At 39.6% G+C, this 18,966-nt stretch carries 24 protein-coding genes; 12 read left to right on the plus strand and 12 right to left on the minus strand.

Features of this window, described 5'->3' with window-relative positions; translation table 11 throughout:
- From ACRRMM_RS05225 to ACRRMM_RS05235, 3 genes are all read left to right on the plus strand, one after another.
- Positions 1-317: arsenate reductase (locus ACRRMM_RS05225; protein WP_432450800.1), on the plus strand; the 317-nt coding region annotated here is incomplete at its 5' end.
- 198 nt (positions 318-515) lie between these two features.
- Positions 516-1,079 (plus strand): Pycsar system effector family protein, encoded by a 564-nt coding sequence (locus ACRRMM_RS05230; RefSeq protein ID WP_106035476.1) that lies wholly within the window; start codon positions 516-518, stop codon positions 1,077-1,079.
- 3 nt (positions 1,080-1,082) lie between these two features.
- Positions 1,083-1,841 carry an adenylate/guanylate cyclase domain-containing protein gene (locus ACRRMM_RS05235; RefSeq protein ID WP_432450801.1) on the plus strand — a complete coding sequence of 253 codons (759 nt, stop codon included), beginning with the start codon at positions 1,083-1,085 and terminating at the stop codon, positions 1,839-1,841.
- A 478-nt stretch (positions 1,842-2,319) separates the two neighbouring features.
- Here ACRRMM_RS05235 and ACRRMM_RS05240 read toward each other — a convergent pair whose 3' ends face one another.
- Both ACRRMM_RS05240 and ACRRMM_RS05245 read right to left on the minus strand, forming a co-directional pair.
- Positions 2,320-2,874 (minus strand): sugar O-acetyltransferase, encoded by a 555-nt coding sequence (locus tag ACRRMM_RS05240; RefSeq protein ID WP_046527314.1) that lies wholly within the window; start codon positions 2,872-2,874, stop codon positions 2,320-2,322.
- A 2-nt stretch (positions 2,875-2,876) separates the two neighbouring features.
- Positions 2,877-4,040: an isocitrate/isopropylmalate dehydrogenase family protein gene (locus ACRRMM_RS05245; protein WP_046527313.1), complete on the minus strand. Its 1,164-nt coding sequence runs from the start codon at positions 4,038-4,040 to the stop codon at positions 2,877-2,879.
- Positions 4,041-4,117: 77 nt separating this feature from the next.
- Here ACRRMM_RS05245 and ACRRMM_RS05250 point away from each other — a divergent pair, with 77 nt between their 5' ends.
- From ACRRMM_RS05250 to ACRRMM_RS05260, 3 genes are all read left to right on the plus strand, one after another.
- The gene (locus ACRRMM_RS05250; RefSeq protein WP_046527312.1) at positions 4,118-5,290 is read left to right on the plus strand and encodes an MFS transporter; all 1,173 of its coding nucleotides are present in this window, start codon (positions 4,118-4,120) and stop codon (positions 5,288-5,290) included.
- Positions 5,291-5,485: 195 nt separating this feature from the next.
- Positions 5,486-5,833, plus strand: a complete 348-nt coding sequence (locus ACRRMM_RS05255) for a hypothetical protein (protein WP_008343786.1) — start codon at positions 5,486-5,488, stop codon at positions 5,831-5,833.
- 29 nt (positions 5,834-5,862) lie between these two features.
- Positions 5,863-5,988, plus strand: coding sequence for a hypothetical protein (locus ACRRMM_RS05260; RefSeq protein WP_008343787.1), 126 nt, complete (start codon positions 5,863-5,865; stop codon positions 5,986-5,988).
- 52 nt (positions 5,989-6,040) lie between these two features.
- On the opposite strand, the gene parC is transcribed toward ACRRMM_RS05260, so the two are convergent.
- The 3 genes from parC to ACRRMM_RS05275 all read right to left on the minus strand — a co-directional run bounded on the left by parC (position 6,041) and on the right by ACRRMM_RS05275 (position 11,281).
- Complete coding sequence (gene parC / locus ACRRMM_RS05265) at positions 6,041-8,482, minus strand: DNA topoisomerase IV subunit A (protein ID WP_052320280.1); 2,442 nt, start codon at positions 8,480-8,482, stop codon at positions 6,041-6,043.
- A 2-nt stretch (positions 8,483-8,484) separates the two neighbouring features.
- Positions 8,485-10,452, minus strand: coding sequence for a DNA topoisomerase IV subunit B (gene parE, locus ACRRMM_RS05270; protein WP_017367329.1), 1,968 nt, complete (start codon positions 10,450-10,452; stop codon positions 8,485-8,487).
- A 415-nt stretch (positions 10,453-10,867) separates the two neighbouring features.
- The gene (locus tag ACRRMM_RS05275) at positions 10,868-11,281 is read right to left on the minus strand and encodes a CoA-binding protein (RefSeq protein ID WP_052320281.1); all 414 of its coding nucleotides are present in this window, start codon (positions 11,279-11,281) and stop codon (positions 10,868-10,870) included.
- A 154-nt stretch (positions 11,282-11,435) separates the two neighbouring features.
- Here ACRRMM_RS05275 and plsY point away from each other — a divergent pair, with 154 nt between their 5' ends.
- On the plus strand, positions 11,436-12,017 hold the full coding sequence (gene plsY, locus ACRRMM_RS05280; protein ID WP_008343794.1) for a glycerol-3-phosphate 1-O-acyltransferase PlsY: 582 nt from the start codon (positions 11,436-11,438) through the stop codon (positions 12,015-12,017).
- Positions 12,018-12,113: 96 nt separating this feature from the next.
- Positions 12,114-12,401: a HesB/YadR/YfhF family protein gene (locus tag ACRRMM_RS05285; protein WP_008343795.1), complete on the plus strand. Its 288-nt coding sequence runs from the start codon at positions 12,114-12,116 to the stop codon at positions 12,399-12,401.
- A 41-nt stretch (positions 12,402-12,442) separates the two neighbouring features.
- Here ACRRMM_RS05285 and ACRRMM_RS05290 read toward each other — a convergent pair whose 3' ends face one another.
- From ACRRMM_RS05290 to acnA, 7 genes are all read right to left on the minus strand, one after another.
- Positions 12,443-12,751, minus strand: coding sequence for a hypothetical protein (locus tag ACRRMM_RS05290; protein WP_008343798.1), 309 nt, complete (start codon positions 12,749-12,751; stop codon positions 12,443-12,445).
- A 3-nt stretch (positions 12,752-12,754) separates the two neighbouring features.
- The gene (locus ACRRMM_RS05295; RefSeq protein WP_008343800.1) at positions 12,755-13,177 is read right to left on the minus strand and encodes an acyl-CoA thioesterase; all 423 of its coding nucleotides are present in this window, start codon (positions 13,175-13,177) and stop codon (positions 12,755-12,757) included.
- A gap of 103 nt (positions 13,178-13,280) precedes the next feature.
- A complete protein-coding gene (gene tlp, locus ACRRMM_RS05300; protein ID WP_017359579.1) occupies positions 13,281-13,523 on the minus strand; it encodes a small acid-soluble spore protein Tlp in 243 nt (80 codons plus the stop codon).
- Positions 13,524-13,538: 15 nt separating this feature from the next.
- Positions 13,539-13,682 (minus strand): acid-soluble spore protein N, encoded by a 144-nt coding sequence (locus ACRRMM_RS05305; RefSeq protein ID WP_008357830.1) that lies wholly within the window; start codon positions 13,680-13,682, stop codon positions 13,539-13,541.
- Positions 13,683-13,733: 51 nt separating this feature from the next.
- Positions 13,734-13,859, minus strand: coding sequence for an FbpB family small basic protein (locus tag ACRRMM_RS05310; protein WP_003211002.1), 126 nt, complete (start codon positions 13,857-13,859; stop codon positions 13,734-13,736).
- 76 nt (positions 13,860-13,935) lie between these two features.
- Complete coding sequence (locus ACRRMM_RS05315) at positions 13,936-14,439, minus strand: TlpA family protein disulfide reductase (protein WP_052320282.1); 504 nt, start codon at positions 14,437-14,439, stop codon at positions 13,936-13,938.
- Positions 14,440-14,505: 66 nt separating this feature from the next.
- Complete coding sequence (acnA, locus tag ACRRMM_RS05320) at positions 14,506-17,235, minus strand: aconitate hydratase AcnA (protein WP_008343808.1); 2,730 nt, start codon at positions 17,233-17,235, stop codon at positions 14,506-14,508.
- 220 nt (positions 17,236-17,455) lie between these two features.
- Between acnA and sspO the strand changes: the two genes are divergently transcribed.
- From sspO to ACRRMM_RS05340, 4 genes are all read left to right on the plus strand, one after another.
- The gene (sspO, locus tag ACRRMM_RS05325; protein ID WP_017359581.1) at positions 17,456-17,602 is read left to right on the plus strand and encodes a small acid-soluble spore protein O; all 147 of its coding nucleotides are present in this window, start codon (positions 17,456-17,458) and stop codon (positions 17,600-17,602) included.
- A 17-nt stretch (positions 17,603-17,619) separates the two neighbouring features.
- Entirely contained in the window at positions 17,620-17,766 is a 147-nt protein-coding gene (locus tag ACRRMM_RS05330) for a small acid-soluble spore protein P (RefSeq protein WP_003211331.1), read from the plus strand.
- A 102-nt stretch (positions 17,767-17,868) separates the two neighbouring features.
- The gene (locus tag ACRRMM_RS05335; protein ID WP_017359582.1) at positions 17,869-18,258 is read left to right on the plus strand and encodes an Hsp20/alpha crystallin family protein; all 390 of its coding nucleotides are present in this window, start codon (positions 17,869-17,871) and stop codon (positions 18,256-18,258) included.
- A 260-nt stretch (positions 18,259-18,518) separates the two neighbouring features.
- The gene (locus ACRRMM_RS05340) at positions 18,519-18,947 is read left to right on the plus strand and encodes a DUF2621 domain-containing protein (protein WP_007499335.1); all 429 of its coding nucleotides are present in this window, start codon (positions 18,519-18,521) and stop codon (positions 18,945-18,947) included.
- Positions 18,948-18,966 lie beyond the last annotated feature (19 nt).

The raw sequence follows: 18,966 nt of genomic DNA on the forward strand, positions 1-18,966 counted from the left end.
ATAGTGCTGGTATCGAAGCTCATGGATTAAATCCGAATGCTGTAAAAGCAATGAAAGAAATAGGGATTGATATTTCTAATCAAACGTCTGACCTGATTAATCAGAAAATATTGCATCACGCTGACTTAGTCGTAACACTATGCGGGGACGCAGCTGATAAATGCCCGATGACTCCACCTCATGTCAAACGTGTCCATTGGGGCTTTGATGATCCAGCAAAAGCAGAAGGAACAGAAGAAGAGAAGTGGGCATTTTTCCAAAGGGTAAGAGATGAAATTGGAGATCGATTGAAACAATTTGCTGAGACTGGAGAATAAGTTTTGAGTTTGACACAAATTCAATTAAAAATTTAATAAAAAAGAGGACTTAGACATATTGCTACTGGCAAATTGTCAAAAGTCCTCTTTTTTAAATTTTTGATCATTTTGATCCTCTATATTTGAAAAAATATCCATAGAACAAAGGAATAAGGTATAATAATAGTCTACATAATATACTGGAAGAAGTGATTGATAATGCCAGAAAATAGTATTAAAGATAATTTGATTCAAAGACTAGATAGACAACTTGATTGGATAAAGAGTTGTGATACAAAAGCATCTATTGTTTTAGCAATGGTTGGCATATTTTTGACTTTATTTTTATCTGAGCAATCTTTGGTAATGATTAAAAGAATATTAACAGAATCAATCTTTAGTATTAATTTCTCTAATGTGTTATATCTCACCTTTTTTATATGCTCCTGGTCACTATTTATTTACGGAGCTCTATCATTAGTTAAAGTCCTTGTTCCTCAAAATAAAAAAGTATTGGATGGGGAAGGCCTGCATCAGGAATCTCTGTATTACTTTGAAACAATTTCAGCAAACAGTTTTAATGAATTTAAACAAAGAGTGCAGTCGCAAAATGAAGATGAAGAGGTAGAGGATATTCTGAGCCAAATATATGTAAATGCACAAATCTGCACACTGAAATATAAATACTTTAGTAGAGGAATTAAATTCACTTTTATAGGTATGGCCAGTACTGTTGCAGTTTATTTAATTGGAGTTCTTTTAAGTTATTCAGGAGGTTTCTAATCAATGAAGATTAAAGGATATGACTACTTGACGAGAAAAAAGAAAGTAGAGGAAATTTTAGATAATACAGATGCCGTAAAAGAAGTTGAAAAATTCCCTCAGAATGATGATGATTTCACCTATACCAATGGATATAAGGCGTGGGCTGGAGCAATCTTTGTAGATTTGCGAGACTCTACAAAATTATTTTCACAAGATGAGGTGGAAGTTGCTAAAGTTATACGCGGTTTCACCTCTGAAATTATAGAAATTCTAAAAAAAGACACTGATGACAACTTGATTGAAATAGGAATAAGAGGTGACTGCGTTTATGCAATTTATTCAGTACCGTATAGGCAAGATATTCTCGATATTGCTCACAGGTCTTTTTACATTAATACTTATATGAAAATGTTAAATAAATTATTAGAAGAAAGAAAGTTACCTAATATTAAGGCTGGAATAGGTTTAGCTGCAAAAGAAACTTTAGCTGTAAAAGCAGGAAGAAAGTCTTCGGGGATAAATAATTTAGTATGGATCGGAGAGGCTGTGACACACGCGTCTAAATTATCTGATTTAGGTAATAAACTTCTTGTAGGGCCAATAGTTATGTCCAAAATCTTTTATTCAAATTATATAGAAGAACAAATGAAGAATATTGAGAATGCTGAAAATTGGTGGAAACTCAAGAACGACCAAAATTTAGGTGATATATATCATGGAAGTGTAATTATTGAGGATTTTAATGATTGGATTAATAATGGAATGAATGAGACAAATTAAATTAACCTTATACATGGCCCTGAACATTAAACGGGTTTTAGAGGGACAAAGATTTTATTGTTAATTCAAAAATCGCCGCAGGTTCGTAGATGTTAATATTATGGGGATTTTATTCAAGTCCTATAGGTAACTCATTTAGGCAATAATTAAATTCAAAAACTTTTATGGCTGATTTAATATATTGGACATAGAGGTTTTTGATTTTTGATATTACATACAAAAGGGTAGTTGGAGATGGATAAGAGGGAGTGCACAATGGATCCACATTTACCTTCCGAATGGATCTACATTTACCTTCTAGTACAACAAACTGTTCATAAACAAAAATGTAAACTAGGTTAAATTTTCACTCAGTTTACATAATATATATTCTAGGAAGTTAAGAAACAATTGAATTTTCTTTGTCTCATTATTAAGTATACTTATCTTATTGAGATAAAATAAAAAATGAAAATCCAACGGTTGATTCGTCAGATTTTCATTCCTCTAAATGTTTTAAGATTTTTGCAGGATTCCCGCCAACAATCACATTTGACGGAACATCTTTTGTCACAACGGATCCTGATGCAATGACAGCATGATCTCCGATTGTCACACCTGGATTGATAATGGCACCACCGCCAATCCATACATGATGTCCAATTGTGACTGGTTTGCCGAATTCAATACCTGTTTGACGTTCTTCTGGATTTAACGGATGTCCAGCTGTATATATATGGACATTCGGACCTAACAAACAATGATCTCCAATTGTAATCTTGCAAACATCTAATAACACAGCATCAAAATTTGCAAAAAAATGCTCGCCAACCTCGATATTGTATCCATAATCACATTGTATTCTGCCTTCAAATACCACATCATCTCCGCAAGCGCCTAAAAGCTCCTTTAAAATGGCCATTCTCTGTGATGGCTCATTTGTTTGCTGATAGGCAAATGTCAATTGTCGCGCTTTTGCTCGATCTTTCATCAATGTGTGGTCATTTGGGTGATAGTATTCTCCCTTGATCATCTTTTCTTTTTCTGTTTTCATGTTCATCTCCCTTTTATTGAAACTTCATTCATCGTTTGAATGAATGCCTCGGTGAATTGTGTCGTCGTCTCATTTCCTCCTAAATCCTTCGTTTTCAAGTTCTTTTTTAAGGTCTCACCAAGAGTATGTTCGATCAGACTGGCTGTCTGTTTTAATCTTTCATCTTGATATTTCACATGTAGCCAGTTACAAAGCATCACTGTAGAAAGAATCATGCCCATTGGATTGGCGATATTTTGACCAGCTATATCAGGTGCTGATCCATGTGCCGCCTGTGCCATCGCTTGATTTTCGTTACAATTTAATGAGGGTGCCATTCCTAAACTGCCGACTAGTTCCCCTGCAAGATCAGATAATATGTCGCCAAACATATTTTCTGTCACAATCACATCAAAATCACCTGCACGTCTCACTAAATGAGCAGCCATCGCATCAATATGAATATCCTCAACCTCCACTTGTGGATATGCTTTCGCTACCTCTTGACATGTTCGTAAAAACAAGCCAGATCCTAATTTGATCACGTTCGCTTTATGAACAATGGTGACTTTCCCCCTCCTCTCCACTGCACGTTGAAAGGCTGCGTGGGCAATACGGGTAATTGCTTTTTTTGTAAACACACCTGTAGATATGGCGACATCTGGTGTAATCATCCACTCTCCTGTCCCCTGATACATATTCCGGTCTGGATAAAAGCCTTCTGTATTTTCTCGAAAAATGACAAGGTCGACGCCACTGGCAACGCTTTTCACACCTGGCAGCGATTGCGATGGACGAATATTTGCAAATAAATCAAATGTATGACGCAGTTCTCCACTTGGATTTCTTCTTTCTTTCAATTGATCAGGATATGAAGCTGAATCATGAGGTCCTAATATCCAGCCATGGCATTTTTTCAAGGCGGCTATAGTAGATGCTGGCACTGGATCTTGATGAGAATGAATGGCTTCAGCACCGATAGGACACTCTACAAATTCCACAAATGGTTCATTGAACTGTGACAGCGCTGTCTTTAAAATACGCATACTAGAATTAACAATTTCCGGTCCAATCCCGTCTCCCTTTAAAACACCTATTCGATATGACATATGTATCGCCCCTTTTGTCTTTATTCTATCAAAGAATGATGAAGTTGGAATATTTTCTTCATGATGATCCTCCCTCATGTTATTTACGAATCAGGAAGTCTCCTTTATAATCGAGTAGATTTGTTCTGTATGACTACATAGATATGAGGGATTAGATGAAATTAAAGTGGTATAAAGCGATCATTGTTATTTTTACGATGTCTGGGATCTCCATCTCCACTTGGTTTTCAAGAACACCAGAAGTGAGAGATTTGTTGCAAGCAGATACAGGCACTATGGGACTCATTTTACTCGGCCTATCTGTAGGTTCCATTGTCGGGCTGATTCTTTCCAATGTATTCGTTCGCAAAAAAGGCGGCCGAGTGGCGATTGTGGTCAGCGCTTTTTTGATGTTTATTGGATTCTCAACCCTTGCAATCGGAGCCGCCCTCTCTTCTACGCTAATTGTCACTGCTGGCCTTTTTCTTTTTGGTTCAGGATCAGGCATGTGCAATGTAGCCATGAACTTAGAAGGAACGGAGATTGAGTATCAGATCAAGAGAACGATCCTGCCGATTTTGCATGCTTCTTTCAGTATTGGAACGTTAATTGGTGCAGGTGCCGGAATTCTCTTTATTTATTTAGGTGTGTCTGTCCTCATTCACCTTCTCACCATTGCACTCCTTTTCTTTCTCAGTATCCTGATTTGTACACGGTTTATTCCGCACGGGACAGGAAAAGATCCGGATGAGACGCAGTCAGAATCAGTTGAGGCTTGTCAAACATCATGGCTGAACAAACGGACGATCTCATTAGCGATGATTGCCTTATGTCTCGCATTTGTAGAAGGTTCTGCAAATGATTGGATTCCACTAGCAATGGTTGATGGCTATCAGGTTTCTCATTCAATGAGTACGGTCATCTATGCATTATTTTTGTGCGGGATGATTAGTGGCAGACTACTGAGCGGACGTTTCATTGATCGCTTTGGCAGGGTGCTATTGCTAAGAATCGCGATCTTATCTGCTGCCGCCGGACTATTCTTGGTGATTTTAAAGATTTCACTCGTCGTGTGTATGATATCTATCTTTTTATGGGGACTTGGCGCGTCCTTAGGCTTCCCGCTGACCATTTCAGCAGCTGGTGATGATAGCCGCTATGCTGTCAAGCGTGTCAGTATCGTCACTTTATCTGGGTATACAGCCTCTCTATCAGGGCCCCCTGTTTTAGGACTGCTCGCCAATCAAGTCGGTCTGCTTCATGCGTTTATTTTTGTTCTGTTTGCCATTTGTATTGCAGGAATCTTTACAAAAGCTGTTGCAAAACCGACATCAATACATTCTTTTTGAAAAGTGCCAGATCTTTGATCTCGGTACTTTTTTTAAATTTAAAAAATAAAATTGAAACCTTTCATGAAGTGAAACAGTCCTATAGATGTCTTGATGTTTAGCGCTTTTTTAAAGAGGGAAAGTAAAAAAATAAGACTTTTCAAATAACTGAAAACGTGGTAAGATCATGAAAATAAACAGGAAGGGGTGAGAAAAATGAAAAAAAATATGCTGTTAAAATTAGCAGTCTTATTCATAGCACTTGCAAGTTTTCATTTGTTCTCAATGCCTCATTCCGTTCAGGTGTACCATCATGCAAAGGTGGTTGCTGATCAAGAATCACATGAAATGAAAATCGTTCAGACAGCAGGCGATGAAAAGAAACAAAAACATGTGAACGCAGTATTTGCGGCATTTACAGCACTGCTAGTCATTGGCAGTATGGCAGCTGGATTTGCACGCATCACTTATACTGATCGATTTGACCGGAAAAAGAAGCATTTACTTGCAGTGTTCTACCAGTCTTCGAATTTCCGAGTAGCTCGTGTTAACCCAACCATTTAAATCAAACAAAAATTGGGAGGTTTTACACGATGTTATTTTTCTTAAGAGTATTCATTCTAGGTCTGTTCTCTGTCACTTCACTTTCTCTTTTCGTTTACCAAGGAATTGAAGTAGTGCATGCCATCACAAGCATGTTTGGCAATCACGAGAGTTAAATTGACCTCATCATAAAAACCCCCTGCCTTACGCAGGGGGTTTTCGTTATGCTTATTTATTGTCATATTGGTCAGATGCAGCAGGTGATAAAAGAACTTGAGTTACTTCTCCCTGCTCTTCCTCATCTAAAATAAACGATCCATTGCTATAACGATCATTCGCCCTTAGTGTGGAAATATCGAGCGGGATCGTGGCACCCTTTTCCGTATCAATCTCAAGTGTATCGTGCAGTGAAGCAGCAATCACAGCAACAATTCTGTGAGGGTTTTTCTTTAATTCTCTTAGCATGATCACTCCACGTTTTGCTCTTGATGTCTTATCAAATTCAGAGAGGTTCATCCGCTTCACAGCACCTCTTTGTGTCGTGAGAACAAGCACATTGTTCTTCGGATCAATGATTTGTCCAGAAACCACCTCGTCTCCGTCCTTCAAATTGATGCCTTTCACACCAGCCGCTCTCGGACCGACCACACTCACTTCTTCTTCATCAAACCATAATCCATAGCCATTTTTCGTTGCAATAAACAATTCTTGCTGACCTGTTGTAACATGAACATCTACAAGTTCATCATCACCTTTTAAATTCAAGGCGACAAGCGGTTTTGAATAGCGCTGCGCTTTATATTGGAGAAGCTCTGTTTTCTTCACCATACCGCCTTTTGTGAAGAACAGGAGATACGATGATTCATCAAATTCTTTAATTGGGATCGCTTTTTGAATGGATTCATCGCGATCAATCGAAATAATATTCGTAATGTGCTGCCCCATGTCTTTCCAGCGTATATCTGGCAACTGATGAACTGGACAGTAAATGTAGCTCCCTTTATTCGTAAATAGCAGAAGAACATCTGTTGTATTCATTTCAAACTGGTGAATCAGTCGGTCTGTATCCTTCATACCGAAGTCCTTACCGTTTGATGCAGCATATGAACGCTGGCTTGTCCGTTTGATGTATCCATCTTTTGTGACTGTGACGTACACGTCCTCTGATGCGATCATCACTTCAAGGTTAATCTTAATTTCTTCAATTTTTTCCTCAATGACAGATCGTCTTTCATCAGCATACGTCTTTTTCAACTTCTTCAAGTTGTTCGTAATGACTTTAAACAGCTTTTTCTCATTCGCTAAAATGTCTTCCAGCTCTGCAATTCGCACGTCAAGCTCTCTTGCTTCGTCTCTTAGTTGAGTGATATCTGTATTTGTTAAACGATATAACTGGAGAGAAACAATCGCTTCTGATTGAGCTTCTGTAAAATCATATTTCTCCATCAAATTGTTTTTCGCATCACGCTTATCATTAGACGAACGAATCGTCGCAATGACTTCATCTAAAATGGAAAGAGCTTTAATTAATCCATCTACAATATGATGACGTTCTTTTGCTTTTCGAAGCTCGTATGCTGAGCGGTTCGTCACCACTTCTTTTTGATGAGCAATGTAAGCGTCTAGTACAGTTGTAAGCGTCATTAAAGTCGGTCTTCTGTTATGTATCGCGACCATATTAAAGTTATATGGGATTTGCAGATCAGAATTTTTATATAAGAAATTCAAGACACCATTCGCATCCGCTTCTTTTTTCAGCTCTACAACAATCCGAAGGCCGGTACGATCCGTCTCATCCCGAACCTCAGAAATTCCTTCTACTTTTCTTTCAATGCGGAACTCGTCCATCTTTTTGACAAGATTGGCTTTATTCACTTCATAAGGAATTTCTGTGATCACGATTTGCTGGCGTCCACCGCGGATGGTTTCAATCTCCGCTTTTCCGCGAATCATAATCTTTCCTTTTCCTGTTTCATATGCCTTCTTAATACCATCCACACCTTGAATGATCCCGCCTGTTGGGAAATCAGGCCCTTTGATGACTGTCATTAAATCTTCAACCGTACAATGCGGCTGTTCGATTCGCTTAATCACGCCATCAATTACTTCTCCTAGATGGTGCGGCGGAATATCAGTCGCATAACCGGCTGAAATCCCTGTTGACCCGTTCACAAGAAGGTTGGGAAACATCGCTGGTAAGACAACAGGCTCTTTGCTTGTATCATCAAAGTTCGCGACAAATTCGACTGTCTCCTTGTCGAGGTCCTTTAAAAGCTCTGATGCAATGGCAGAAAGCCTTGCTTCGGTATAACGCATGGCAGCAGGAGGATCTCCGTCGATACTCCCGTTATTTCCATGCATCTCAATCAGCACATTTCGCACTTTCCAATCCTGGCTCATTCTCACCATGGCTTCATAAACAGATGAATCACCATGCGGATGATAGTTACCAATGACGTTACCGACTGTTTTGGCAGCTTTACGGAAGTTTTTATCTTGTGTATTTCCTTCTGCATACATCGCATATAAAATTCTTCGTTGTACAGGCTTTAATCCATCACGTGCATCTGGAAGTGCACGATCTTGGATAATATATTTACTATAGCGACCAAAACGGTCCCCAATCACTTCTTCTAACGGTAAATCATGAAATCGTTCTTGTTGTGCCATGTTTAAACCTCCTCAGCTAGCGACAAGTTTTCATTTTCAAGAATGTTGCTTTCCTCATCAAGTCCAAAGGCGACATTCTTTTCAATCCATTTACGGCGTGGTTCTACTTTGTCACCCATCAGTGTCGTGACGCGGCGCTCCACCCGTGCAGCATCATCGATCTTCACCCTGACAAGCGTTCTCGACTCTGGATTCATTGTCGTTTCCCATAGCTGGTCGGCATTCATTTCACCTAAACCTTTATAGCGCTGAATCGTATATCCTTTTCCAACTTTCTTTAGTACGTCATCCATTTCTTCATCAGACCAAGCATATTCAATGACTTCTTTCTTCCCTGAGCCTTTGCTGACTTTATATAAAGGCGGAAGGGCAATGAATACTTTGCCATGCTCAATCAGCGGCTTCATATAGCGGTAGAAGAATGTAAGCAATAGAACCTGAATATGCGCGCCATCTGTATCAGCATCTGTCATAATGACAATTTTGTCATAATTGATGTCTTCTACATTAAAATCGACACCAACCCCGCCGCCAATAGCATGGATAATGGTGTTGATTTCTTCGTTTTTGAAAATATCCGCAAGCTTTGCTTTCTCTGTATTAATGACCTTACCTCGAAGCGGCAGCACCGCTTGGAATTTCCGATCACGTCCTTGCTTGGCTGATCCACCCGCTGAGTCGCCCTCTACAAGATACAGTTCGTTTCTTGCCGGGTTTCTAGATTGAGCAGGTGTTAATTTTCCGCTGAGTGTTGCTTCAGATTTTTTCCGTTTCTTGCCGCTCCTTGCTTCTTCTCTTGCTTTTCTAGCCGCTTCTCTTGCCTGCTGCGCTTTAATCGCTTTTTTGACAAGCAGTGTTGCCGTTTCGCGGTTTTCTTCAAGGAAATAAGCCAATTTTTCAGAAATTACGGCATCAACAGCTGACCTTGCCTCACTCGTTCCAAGCTTTCCTTTTGTTTGCCCTTCAAATTGAAGAAGTTCTTCAGGAATTCTGACAGAAATAACAGCTGACAAGCCTTCACGAATATCCGTACCTTCTAAATTTTTATCTTTTTCTTTTAAAAGGGTCACTTTGCGTGCATATTCATTAAAGGCTCTCGTCATGGCCGTTTTTGCACCAGACTCATGCGTACCGCCATCTTTGGTTCTTACGTTATTGACGAACGACAAAATATTTTCTGAATATCCGTCGTTAAATTGAAAGGCAAAATCGACTTCAATGGACTGATGTTCGCCTTCAAACGAAACGACTTCACTAAGTACATCCTTTTCCTCGTTTAAATAAGCAACGAACGCTTCAATACCTGTCTCATAATAAAAGGTTTCCTGCACATCATGGCGCTCATCAATCAGCTCTATTTTTAGCCCTTTTAATAAAAAGGCTGATTCTCTTAAACGCTCTGATAATATATCAAAATTATAGGTGGTGACACTGAACATCGTTGGATCTGGCTTAAAATGAATCAGTGTACCGGTCTTTTTCGTTTTCCCGATTTTTTCAAGTGATGTGACTGGCTTTCCGCCATGTTCAAAGCGCTGGTGATAAATAAATCCATCGCGTTCTATCGTCACGGTGAGCCACTCTGAAAGTGCGTTCACAACGGACGCCCCAACCCCGTGAAGTCCACCACTTGTTTTATAACCACCTTGACCAAATTTTCCGCCTGCGTGCAGGACAGTTAAAATGATCTCAGGTGTCGGTTTTCCAAGCTTATGCATACCAGTAGGCATTCCGCGCCCTTTATCTTGGACGGAAATGCTGTTATCTTTATGTATTTTGACAATGATATGATCTCCATGGCCAGCGAGCACTTCATCGACAGAGTTGTCTACAATCTCATAGACAAGGTGATGAAGACCGCGGGAATCCGTCGATCCAATATACATCCCTGGACGTTTACGGACCGCTTCAAGCCCCTCTAGCACCTGAATAGAATCATCGTTATAATCTACTTGCTGCTTTTTAACCAAATGCTTAATCCCCTTTCACTAACAAACATAACCGGCTAATCATCAATGATCTCTCTAGATTTTAATGATGATCATGCTGCTCATTACTGTCCACTTTAATAAGCTGCATCATCACCATGCATGTGTGATTCAGCGATACATGCTCTTTTGCACGGTTATGAGAATGTTCTACATTCTGCAATCAGAACTAGAAGTCCATTATAAACAAGACTGTTTCATAAGCCAAATGCAATCATATGATGGTTTTAGCAAAACAGAACAAATGTTCTATATTTATCTTATCGCTCTTTTTCTCGATATGCAAGGTCACCGATAGGTCCCTGTCGCCTTATTTTATCGCTTTCTTCTAGAATCGCAAATATATTTCTGCAACAAAAAAGCAAAAATCCTTGAAAAACCAAGGATTTTTGACGATTTAATGAGTTTTTGTCATCGCATGAGCCACTTTGATACATAAATCCATGATGGCGACCTTGCCATTTTCCTCAATCAGCCTTTTCGCCTCTTCATGATGTACGCCTTGCTGCGCCCAAAAAACAGGTGCGTCTATTTCAAGAAATTCTTTCGCCACCTCAGGCAAAAACTCTGAACGTCTAAAGACATTGACGATATCAACAGGCCCATCTATGTCTTTTAAAGAGTCGACCGCTTTTACCCCAAGTGCTTCATCAATCGTTGGATTGACAGGAATGATGTCATAACCGGCATCCTGCATGGCTTTTGAAACCATATAAGACGTTCGGTGCGGCTGATCTGACAAACCAACAACCGCAATTCGCTTACTGCTTTTTAATATGCGCCCAATTTCTTGTTTTGAAGGATGATTCATCCAGACACTCCTTTTCTTCTATTTTAGCGAATTTCTTGTTAAAAACAAAGCTGAATTCATCGGCCATCGTTTTTTTCAAAAAAAGATCGCCATGTTTTTCATAAGATCATGTTAAAATGTAAGACAAGAGGGAGAATATAAAGGAGTTATGCAGATGTTAATTGCTTTGATGTTTATTTTGGCTTATCTTCTCGGCAGTATTCCATCAGGTCTCATTGTCGGGAAAGCTGCAAAGGGAATCGATATCCGTGAACATGGCAGCGGGAACCTAGGTGCGACGAATGCATTCCGTACACTGGGTGTGAAAGCAGGGTCCATCGTTATCACTGCTGATATTTTAAAAGGGACTCTTGCTTCGGCTTTACCGTTTTTCATGCAACTGGACATTCATCCCTTATTAGCAGGAGTTGCTGCTGTTATCGGTCACAGCTTTCCTGTCTTTGCAAAATTTAAAGGGGGAAAAGCGGTCGCTACATCAGGCGGCGTGCTGTTATTTTATGCCCCGTTCTTATTTATCACGATGATCGCTGCTTTTTTCTTATTTTTATACATTAGTAAATATGTTTCATTATCATCTATGCTGACTGGGATCTACACATTCATTTACAGCATATTCACCCAAGATCTATTTTTAATTATTGTTGTTGCCGTTCTTGCTGGCTTTGTGATCTTCAGACACATCGCCAACCTCAAACGAATTCTCAACAAAACTGAACCGAAAATCAAATGGCTTTAGCCGTTTCATCAATTTAAATATGTGGTAAAAGTAAAGAAAAGCTGTTTTTGCATCCTGCATTTAAAAACAGCATGACTTCAAAAAGGGGCGATCACATTGAAATTAACGATAAAAGATGATGCACTCAATTGGTACAAGAATGAACTGGATTTAGAAAAAGGTGATCATGTTCGCTTTTTTGTCAGATATGGCGGGTGCAGTAATGTACAAAAAGGCTTTTCTCTCGGCGTCGCAAAAGATGAACCTCAAAATGCCGGCGCAACCGCTGAAGTAGAAGGCATTACTTTCTTCGTGGAAGAAAGTGATATTTGGTATTTTGACAACCATGATCTGCATATTGATTATAACGAGTCCGTGAAAGAACCAGAATTTCATTATGAATAAACAAAAAAGATACCTCATCCCTCGGGTATCTTTTTTGTTTATCACTCAATATAAAGTCCATACTCCTGAATGTTTCCTAACGACCGCTCTTTTTGCAAAATCCGTTTTTGCGAATCACCGATGAGATCAAAATGAGGAAAACCTTCGCGAACATGGATCCATTCTTTCTTCAATCCATGCTTTTGTCCCCAAGCGATTAATTGCTCCATATCCTGACAGGCTGCCTTTGTAACAGTATTCGCATGCGGAAAACGGTCATCAAGCCAATAGTGTGTCAAAAAGGCCACATTCCCTTGCCGAACAGCTGATTTCCAAGCATGTAGATCCTTTCTTTTAATTCCAAATGCCATGGATCAAACCTGCTTCTTGGACTGTTCGTAAACGCTGTGCCATGCAGGGAAAGCTTTTCTAAATTGAATCGGTCTAAAGGTTTCTTTGTCCACACAAATATGTGAGGTGGTCCCTGTAATAGCCGTTTGTCCATCAGGTTTTTGTATTTCATAGCCATACACTGTTTTCACGCCGTTATATTCTTCTATCCATGTGTGAACTGTAGCCGTTTCACCGTACAGTAGTGGTTTCTTATATTGAACCTGAAGATCGACAACAGGTGCAAGGACACCGTCTGCCTCTAACTGGGCATAGGAAAAGCCTAATTCTTTAATTAACGCTGTTCTGCCGACTTCCATCCAGATTAAATAGTTGGCATGATACACAATACCCATTTGATCTGTTTCTGCATAACGGACTTCTATTTCTTTTTTAGATACATACACGTTTTCATCGCTCTCCTATCAAAACCTAACGTCTCTGACATTTTACCACATTCCAAATGGTTCTTCTAAAAAGAGGCAATAAAATAAACCAGGAATCCCTGGTTTATTCAGTGTAACCGCTCTTTCTTGCTGCTTCCTCGTCCTTTATTTCAGAACGCATTGCGTCAATACTTGTTCTACGGTTTTCATTTTTTTGCTTGATCATCTGCTTTTCTTCCTCTGTTGAAAGACCCATTGCTGCTTCAGATTCATCAATATTTTCAAGTGTGTTTTCGATCATATCCTGCAGCTTCTCAACATTGTCAGAACGATCATCTGGATTGGATTGATATGACTTGTCATTCATCATGCTTCCCTCCTATTATTCGCCCTTCGTCTGTATCACATCAGGCTGTTCATTCGATTTATTATGCATCTTTTTGCCTTTATTTCGTTTGTATGCTACAGGTTTTGTCCCTAAATGGTCTGGTGTAAACTGCGCTTGTTTATCATGCTCTCTACCCATCATTCATCCCTCCCTCTTCTTTAGGATGAACGAAAAAGGTCAAAACATAACTTATTTCTGTCTAAATCGCTCTTCCAACTTTTCTTCAAGCTGGTTTAAAAATTCCTCATTGCTTAATAATTCTTTTTTATTTTCAAGCACAAGTTCTTCAAATGTACGGCGCTTTCTTCTTCTCATGTCTATCACCACCTCCACTCTGTTCATACCATTTTCGCCAAAACATTTAGAAAATAAGCAAAAAAGAGCTGAATCATTATAGATCCAGCTCTTTTTCAATTTCTTTTTTTGTGAGCATTTGATGCTTTACAGTCAGGATACGCCCTTTTTCATCTAGTATGTATGTCGTCGGATAGGAAAGTACCTGATATCTCGCTTGAATACCTTTTTGATCTAATAAAACAGGAAAACTGACCTTAAGTTCATCAATAAAAGAGGCGACGTGATCCACACTCTTTTCAGTGTTCGTCAAATTCACCGCTAGTACCTCAACTTGCTCATTTTCACTTCTAATTGCGTCTAGATCTGGCATTTCTGTTCGGCAAGGCTTACACCATGTCGCCCAAAAATTGAGGAGTACTTTTTTCCCTCGATAATCAGATAACGATGCCGTTTTGCCATCAAGGGTTTTGAGCTCAAAATCAGGGGCTTTGTCCCCTATTTCAAGGCCGATGGCAGGTTCTTTTGGTCCGAATACATTCCATGCAAGTAAACCAATCAACACAAGTAAAACAGCGCTTGCCATTCCTTTTTTCCACATGATTGATCCTCCACTATGTTAAAAAAGAAGAGAAAGCTGTCTAAGCGCCTTCTCTTCTTTGCTTTATTAGTTGCTTGCCAATTTTTCACGCAATACCATTTGAAGGATACCACCATGACGGTAGTAGTCAATTTCGACTTCACTGTCAAAGCGAACAATTACTTCAAATGTTTTCTCGTTGCCATCTGTATCAATTGCTTTTACAGTGACAAGATCACGCGGACGAACTGTTTCATCAACATCTACTTCGAATGTTTCTGTTCCTGTTAGTCCATAAGTTTCTGCACTTTCTCCATCTTTAAACTGTAAAGGAAGTACACCCATGAAGACAAGGTTACTTCTGTGGATACGCTCAAAGCTTTCCGCTAGAACGAATTTAATTCCAAGAAGATTTGTTCCTTTTGCAGCCCAGTCACGAGAAGAACCCATTCCGTAATCTTTACCTGCTAAGATCGCAAGACCAGTTCCATCTTCTTTATAACGCATGCATGCATCATAAATCGATGTCACTTCACCAGTTGGCCAGTACGTTGTATACCCGCCTTCTGTTCCTGGTGCGATTTGGTTCTTAATGCGGATGTTTGCAAAAGTACCTCTCATCATAACATGGTGGTTACCACGGCGAGATCCGTATGAGTTAAAGTCTCTAGGCGATACGCCTCTTTCTTGCAAGTATTTACCTGCAGGTGTGTCTTTACCAATCGCTCCAGCAGGAGAAATATGGTCTGTTGTGACAGAATCACCGAACTTCGCCACTACGCGCAATCCTTTAAGTGGTTCAACTTTACCAGGTTCAACTGATAAGTTTTCAAAAAATGGCGGGTTATCAATGTATGTGGAATTTTCATCCCATTTATACAATGCATCATCCGTCGTTTTAATTTCATTCCAGCGGTCATTGTTGTCAAAAACAGTTTCATACTCTGAACGGAATAGCTCAGGTGTGACAGTGCTTTTCACGACGCTGTTGATTTCATCCATTGATGGCCAAATGTCATTGAAATAAACGTTCTCGCCATTTTTATCGACACCGATCGGATCTTTTGTTAAATCAATATTCACCGTACCAGCAAGTGCATAAGCCACAACTAATGGTGGAGATGCAAGGTAGTTTCCTTTTACAAGCGGGTGGATACGACCTTCGAAGTTACGGTTACCTGATAAAACAGAAGTGATCAGCAGATCATTTTCAGAGACAGCATCTTCAATTTCTTTTTCAAGCGGTCCGGAGTTTCCGATACATGTTGTACAGCCATACCCAACAATGTTAAATCCGAGGTCTCTTAAATATGGAAGAAGTCCCGAATTCACAAGGTACCCTGTTACAACTTTAGAACCCGGTGCTAGTGACGTTTTCACGTAATTTGGCACCTTCATACCGAGCTCACTTGCTTTTTTCGCAACAAGACCTGCTCCGATTAAGACGTATGGGTTCGATGTATTCGTACAGCTCGTAATCGCTGCAATCGCAATCGCACCTGTCTTCATCACAGCCTTTTCACCATTTGCTAGATCAAATTCGATTTGTTTATCCAGCTCTGATTTTTCTAAGCCAAAACCTTGGTTACCAGCTGGGCTTTCGATGTGTTTATGGAACGTCTCTTTCATTTGAGAAAGTGGAATCAAATCTTGTGGACGTTTAGGACCAGATAAGTTTGATTCAATTTGAGAAAGATCAATTTCCACAACATCAGTAAAGATTGGCTCCTCTGCATCTGGCGTATAGAATAAGCCATTTGCGCGAGAATATTCTTCAACGATATTAATTTGCTCTTCATCACGTCCAGTAAGGCGAAGGTAAGCTAGCGCTTCTTCATCTACTGGGAAGAATCCGCAAGTTGCACCGTATTCTGGCGCCATGTTCGCAATTGTTGCACGATCTGCTAACGGCAATTGTGCAACACCAGGTCCGAAGAACTCGACGAACTTGTTCACTACGCCTTTTTCACGAAGAACTTGTGTCACTTTTAAGGCAAGGTCAGTTGCAGTCGTTCCGTTTGGAAGCTCTCCAACTAATTTAGCACCAATGACTTCTGGTACTGGGAAGTATGAAGGCTGACCGAGCATTCCAGCTTCTGCTTCGATACCGCCAACGCCCCATCCAAGTACACCGATACCGTTAATCATTGTTGTATGTGAGTCAGTACCAACTAATGTATCTGGGTAAGTGATGATCTCGCCATCTTCTTCGATTGCATGAACAACACTTGCAAGATACTCTAAGTTCACTTGGTGAACGATCCCTGTTGCAGGCGGAACAGCTTGATAATTGTTAAACGCTTTCTTTGCCCAGCTAAGGAAATTATAACGCTCTGCGTTACGTTCGAATTCTAAATCCATGTTAATGTTTAATGCATCTTCAGTTCCAGCTTTATCGACTTGTACAGAGTGGTCAATGACTAGGTCAACTGGAATTTCAGGGTTGATTTTATCTGGGTCTCCGCCCACATCTGCCATTGCTTTTCTTAAAGAAGCAAGGTCAACGACAGCTGGCACACCCGTGAAGTCTTGTAAAATAACACGAGAAGGTTTAAATGGAACATCAATTTCTTTTACCTCGGCAGTTCCCCATTTTGCCAAGTTTTCAACGTGTTCCTTCTTGATCACTCTACCGTCTACTTGGCGAAGCACTGATTCTAACAGTACCTTAATGGAATAAGGCAATTTAGAAACATTTCCGATTCCTTGTTTCTCGAGTGCTTCTAACGAATAATAGTGATACGTTTTCCCATTTGTCGAAAACGTTTTTCTAGATTGAAAAGCGTCTTGTTTAGCGACTTGCTGCTGTTTCGACATGTCCAAAATCCCCCTTTTGATGATCAAGATCAATTTCAATTCTCAGAAAAATCGTCGTATTTCACCACAATTTTCTCACAATTTCATCTTAAAACAAATTCATACATAAGTAAATAACAATGCTTTTATTAAATTCAATAAGTTTAGCTTATCACAAGGAAATGATTACTCCTCATAAACTGAGCAGCACGGGTTCATACTAATGCTGAGGTGATAGAACATGACAAAAAGAAAAGCAAATCATGTCATTGACGGCATGAACGCAGCCAAAAGCCAAGGAAATGGTGCAGGCTATATAGAAAATGATCAGCTCGTTTTAACAGAAGAACAAAAGCAAAACAATAAAAAGCGTAAAAAAAACCAATAAGAAAGGAGTGAGAAATGATGACGAACAAGAACACTGGGAAAGACATACGTCAAAACTCTCCTAAAGAGCATCAAGGCGGGCAGCCTGAGCCACTATCAGGCAGTAAAAAAGTGAAAAACCGCAACCATACAAGACAAAAGCACAATTCACATCATGATATGTAAACATTTTCTCTTAAGCCCGTGACCAAACGGGATGTTTTAGGTCTTTCACACATTTCAGCTTTCATCATATGATTTATTATGAGATGTGATGGAGGAGTGTTTATGGAGAATGAAAAGCAAGTGAATTCCTCTGATTTTCTTGAAATAGATGATTGGCTGAGTGTATTAATGGATGATCCTTTTGCATGGTATGACGAACAACTCCCAATAGATCTTTACGAAACAAGCCGTGATTATATTATTGAGATCGACCTCTCCACCCTATCGATCACTGATTTAAAACTGACCTTTTCCGGATGTGAGCTCATCCTCGCTTATTTGATTGATGAAAGAGAACAGCCGATTGAAAAAAGTGTCATGCTCCCTTTTTATTTGAATGACAAAGACATTGATACAGATTACGAAAACAGAATCATATCAATAAAAATCAAAAAGGAAGCCCATCGTCAAGACGGAGCATTTTCCTTTCAAATGCCGCACTTCAAACATTAAGAGCCCACCTGTATACAGGTGGGCTCTCTTCCGTTCGTTTCAAGTCAATACCTTGTGCGAACCACCATGGCCAAATAGTAGAGTCGCTATACAATAATGTATTCCTTTTCTACTAAATGGTTTGGGTCATTCTAGTAAATGGGCGTCTCTTTATCAAAAAAGGCATTTATAGAGAAAAAAACACATAGATTTTTGTTATTTTCTTCTACCTTCTCTTCATGTAAAATAGAATAGAGAGAAGGGATATAGGGAGTGAGAACATGTTAAGCGGCTGGTTTTTGTGGTTCATTTTATTTTGGGGTACAGTGATGATTGGATTACTAGCAATCGGTGGCTTTTTTATGTTTCGCAAGTTTTTAAAACGATTGCCGAAAGAAGACGGGAAATCAGAGCTTGATTGGCAGGATGAATATATTCAAAAGAGCCTGCACCTATGGCGCGATGAAGACAAACAGCTATTAAATGAGCTAGTATTACCGGTTCCAGAGTTGTTTAGAGATGTCGCCAAAGAAAAAATCGCCGGTAAAATTGGCGAACTGGCACTAAAAGAACAAGCGGCCAGCATTAATTTAGACTTAATCATTCGCGGCTATATTATCGCTACACCGAAGCGGGATCATAAATTTCTACTAAAGCGCCTTCAAGAAAAAAAGATCGACCATTCACCATATGAATCTTTATTAAAATAACCTCCTTTTTAAAAAGGAG

The sequence above is a fragment of the Bacillus sp. XT-4 genome (assembly GCF_050864245.1).
In the GTDB taxonomy this organism is placed as follows: domain Bacteria; phylum Bacillota; class Bacilli; order Bacillales; family Bacillaceae; genus Bacillus; species Bacillus altitudinis.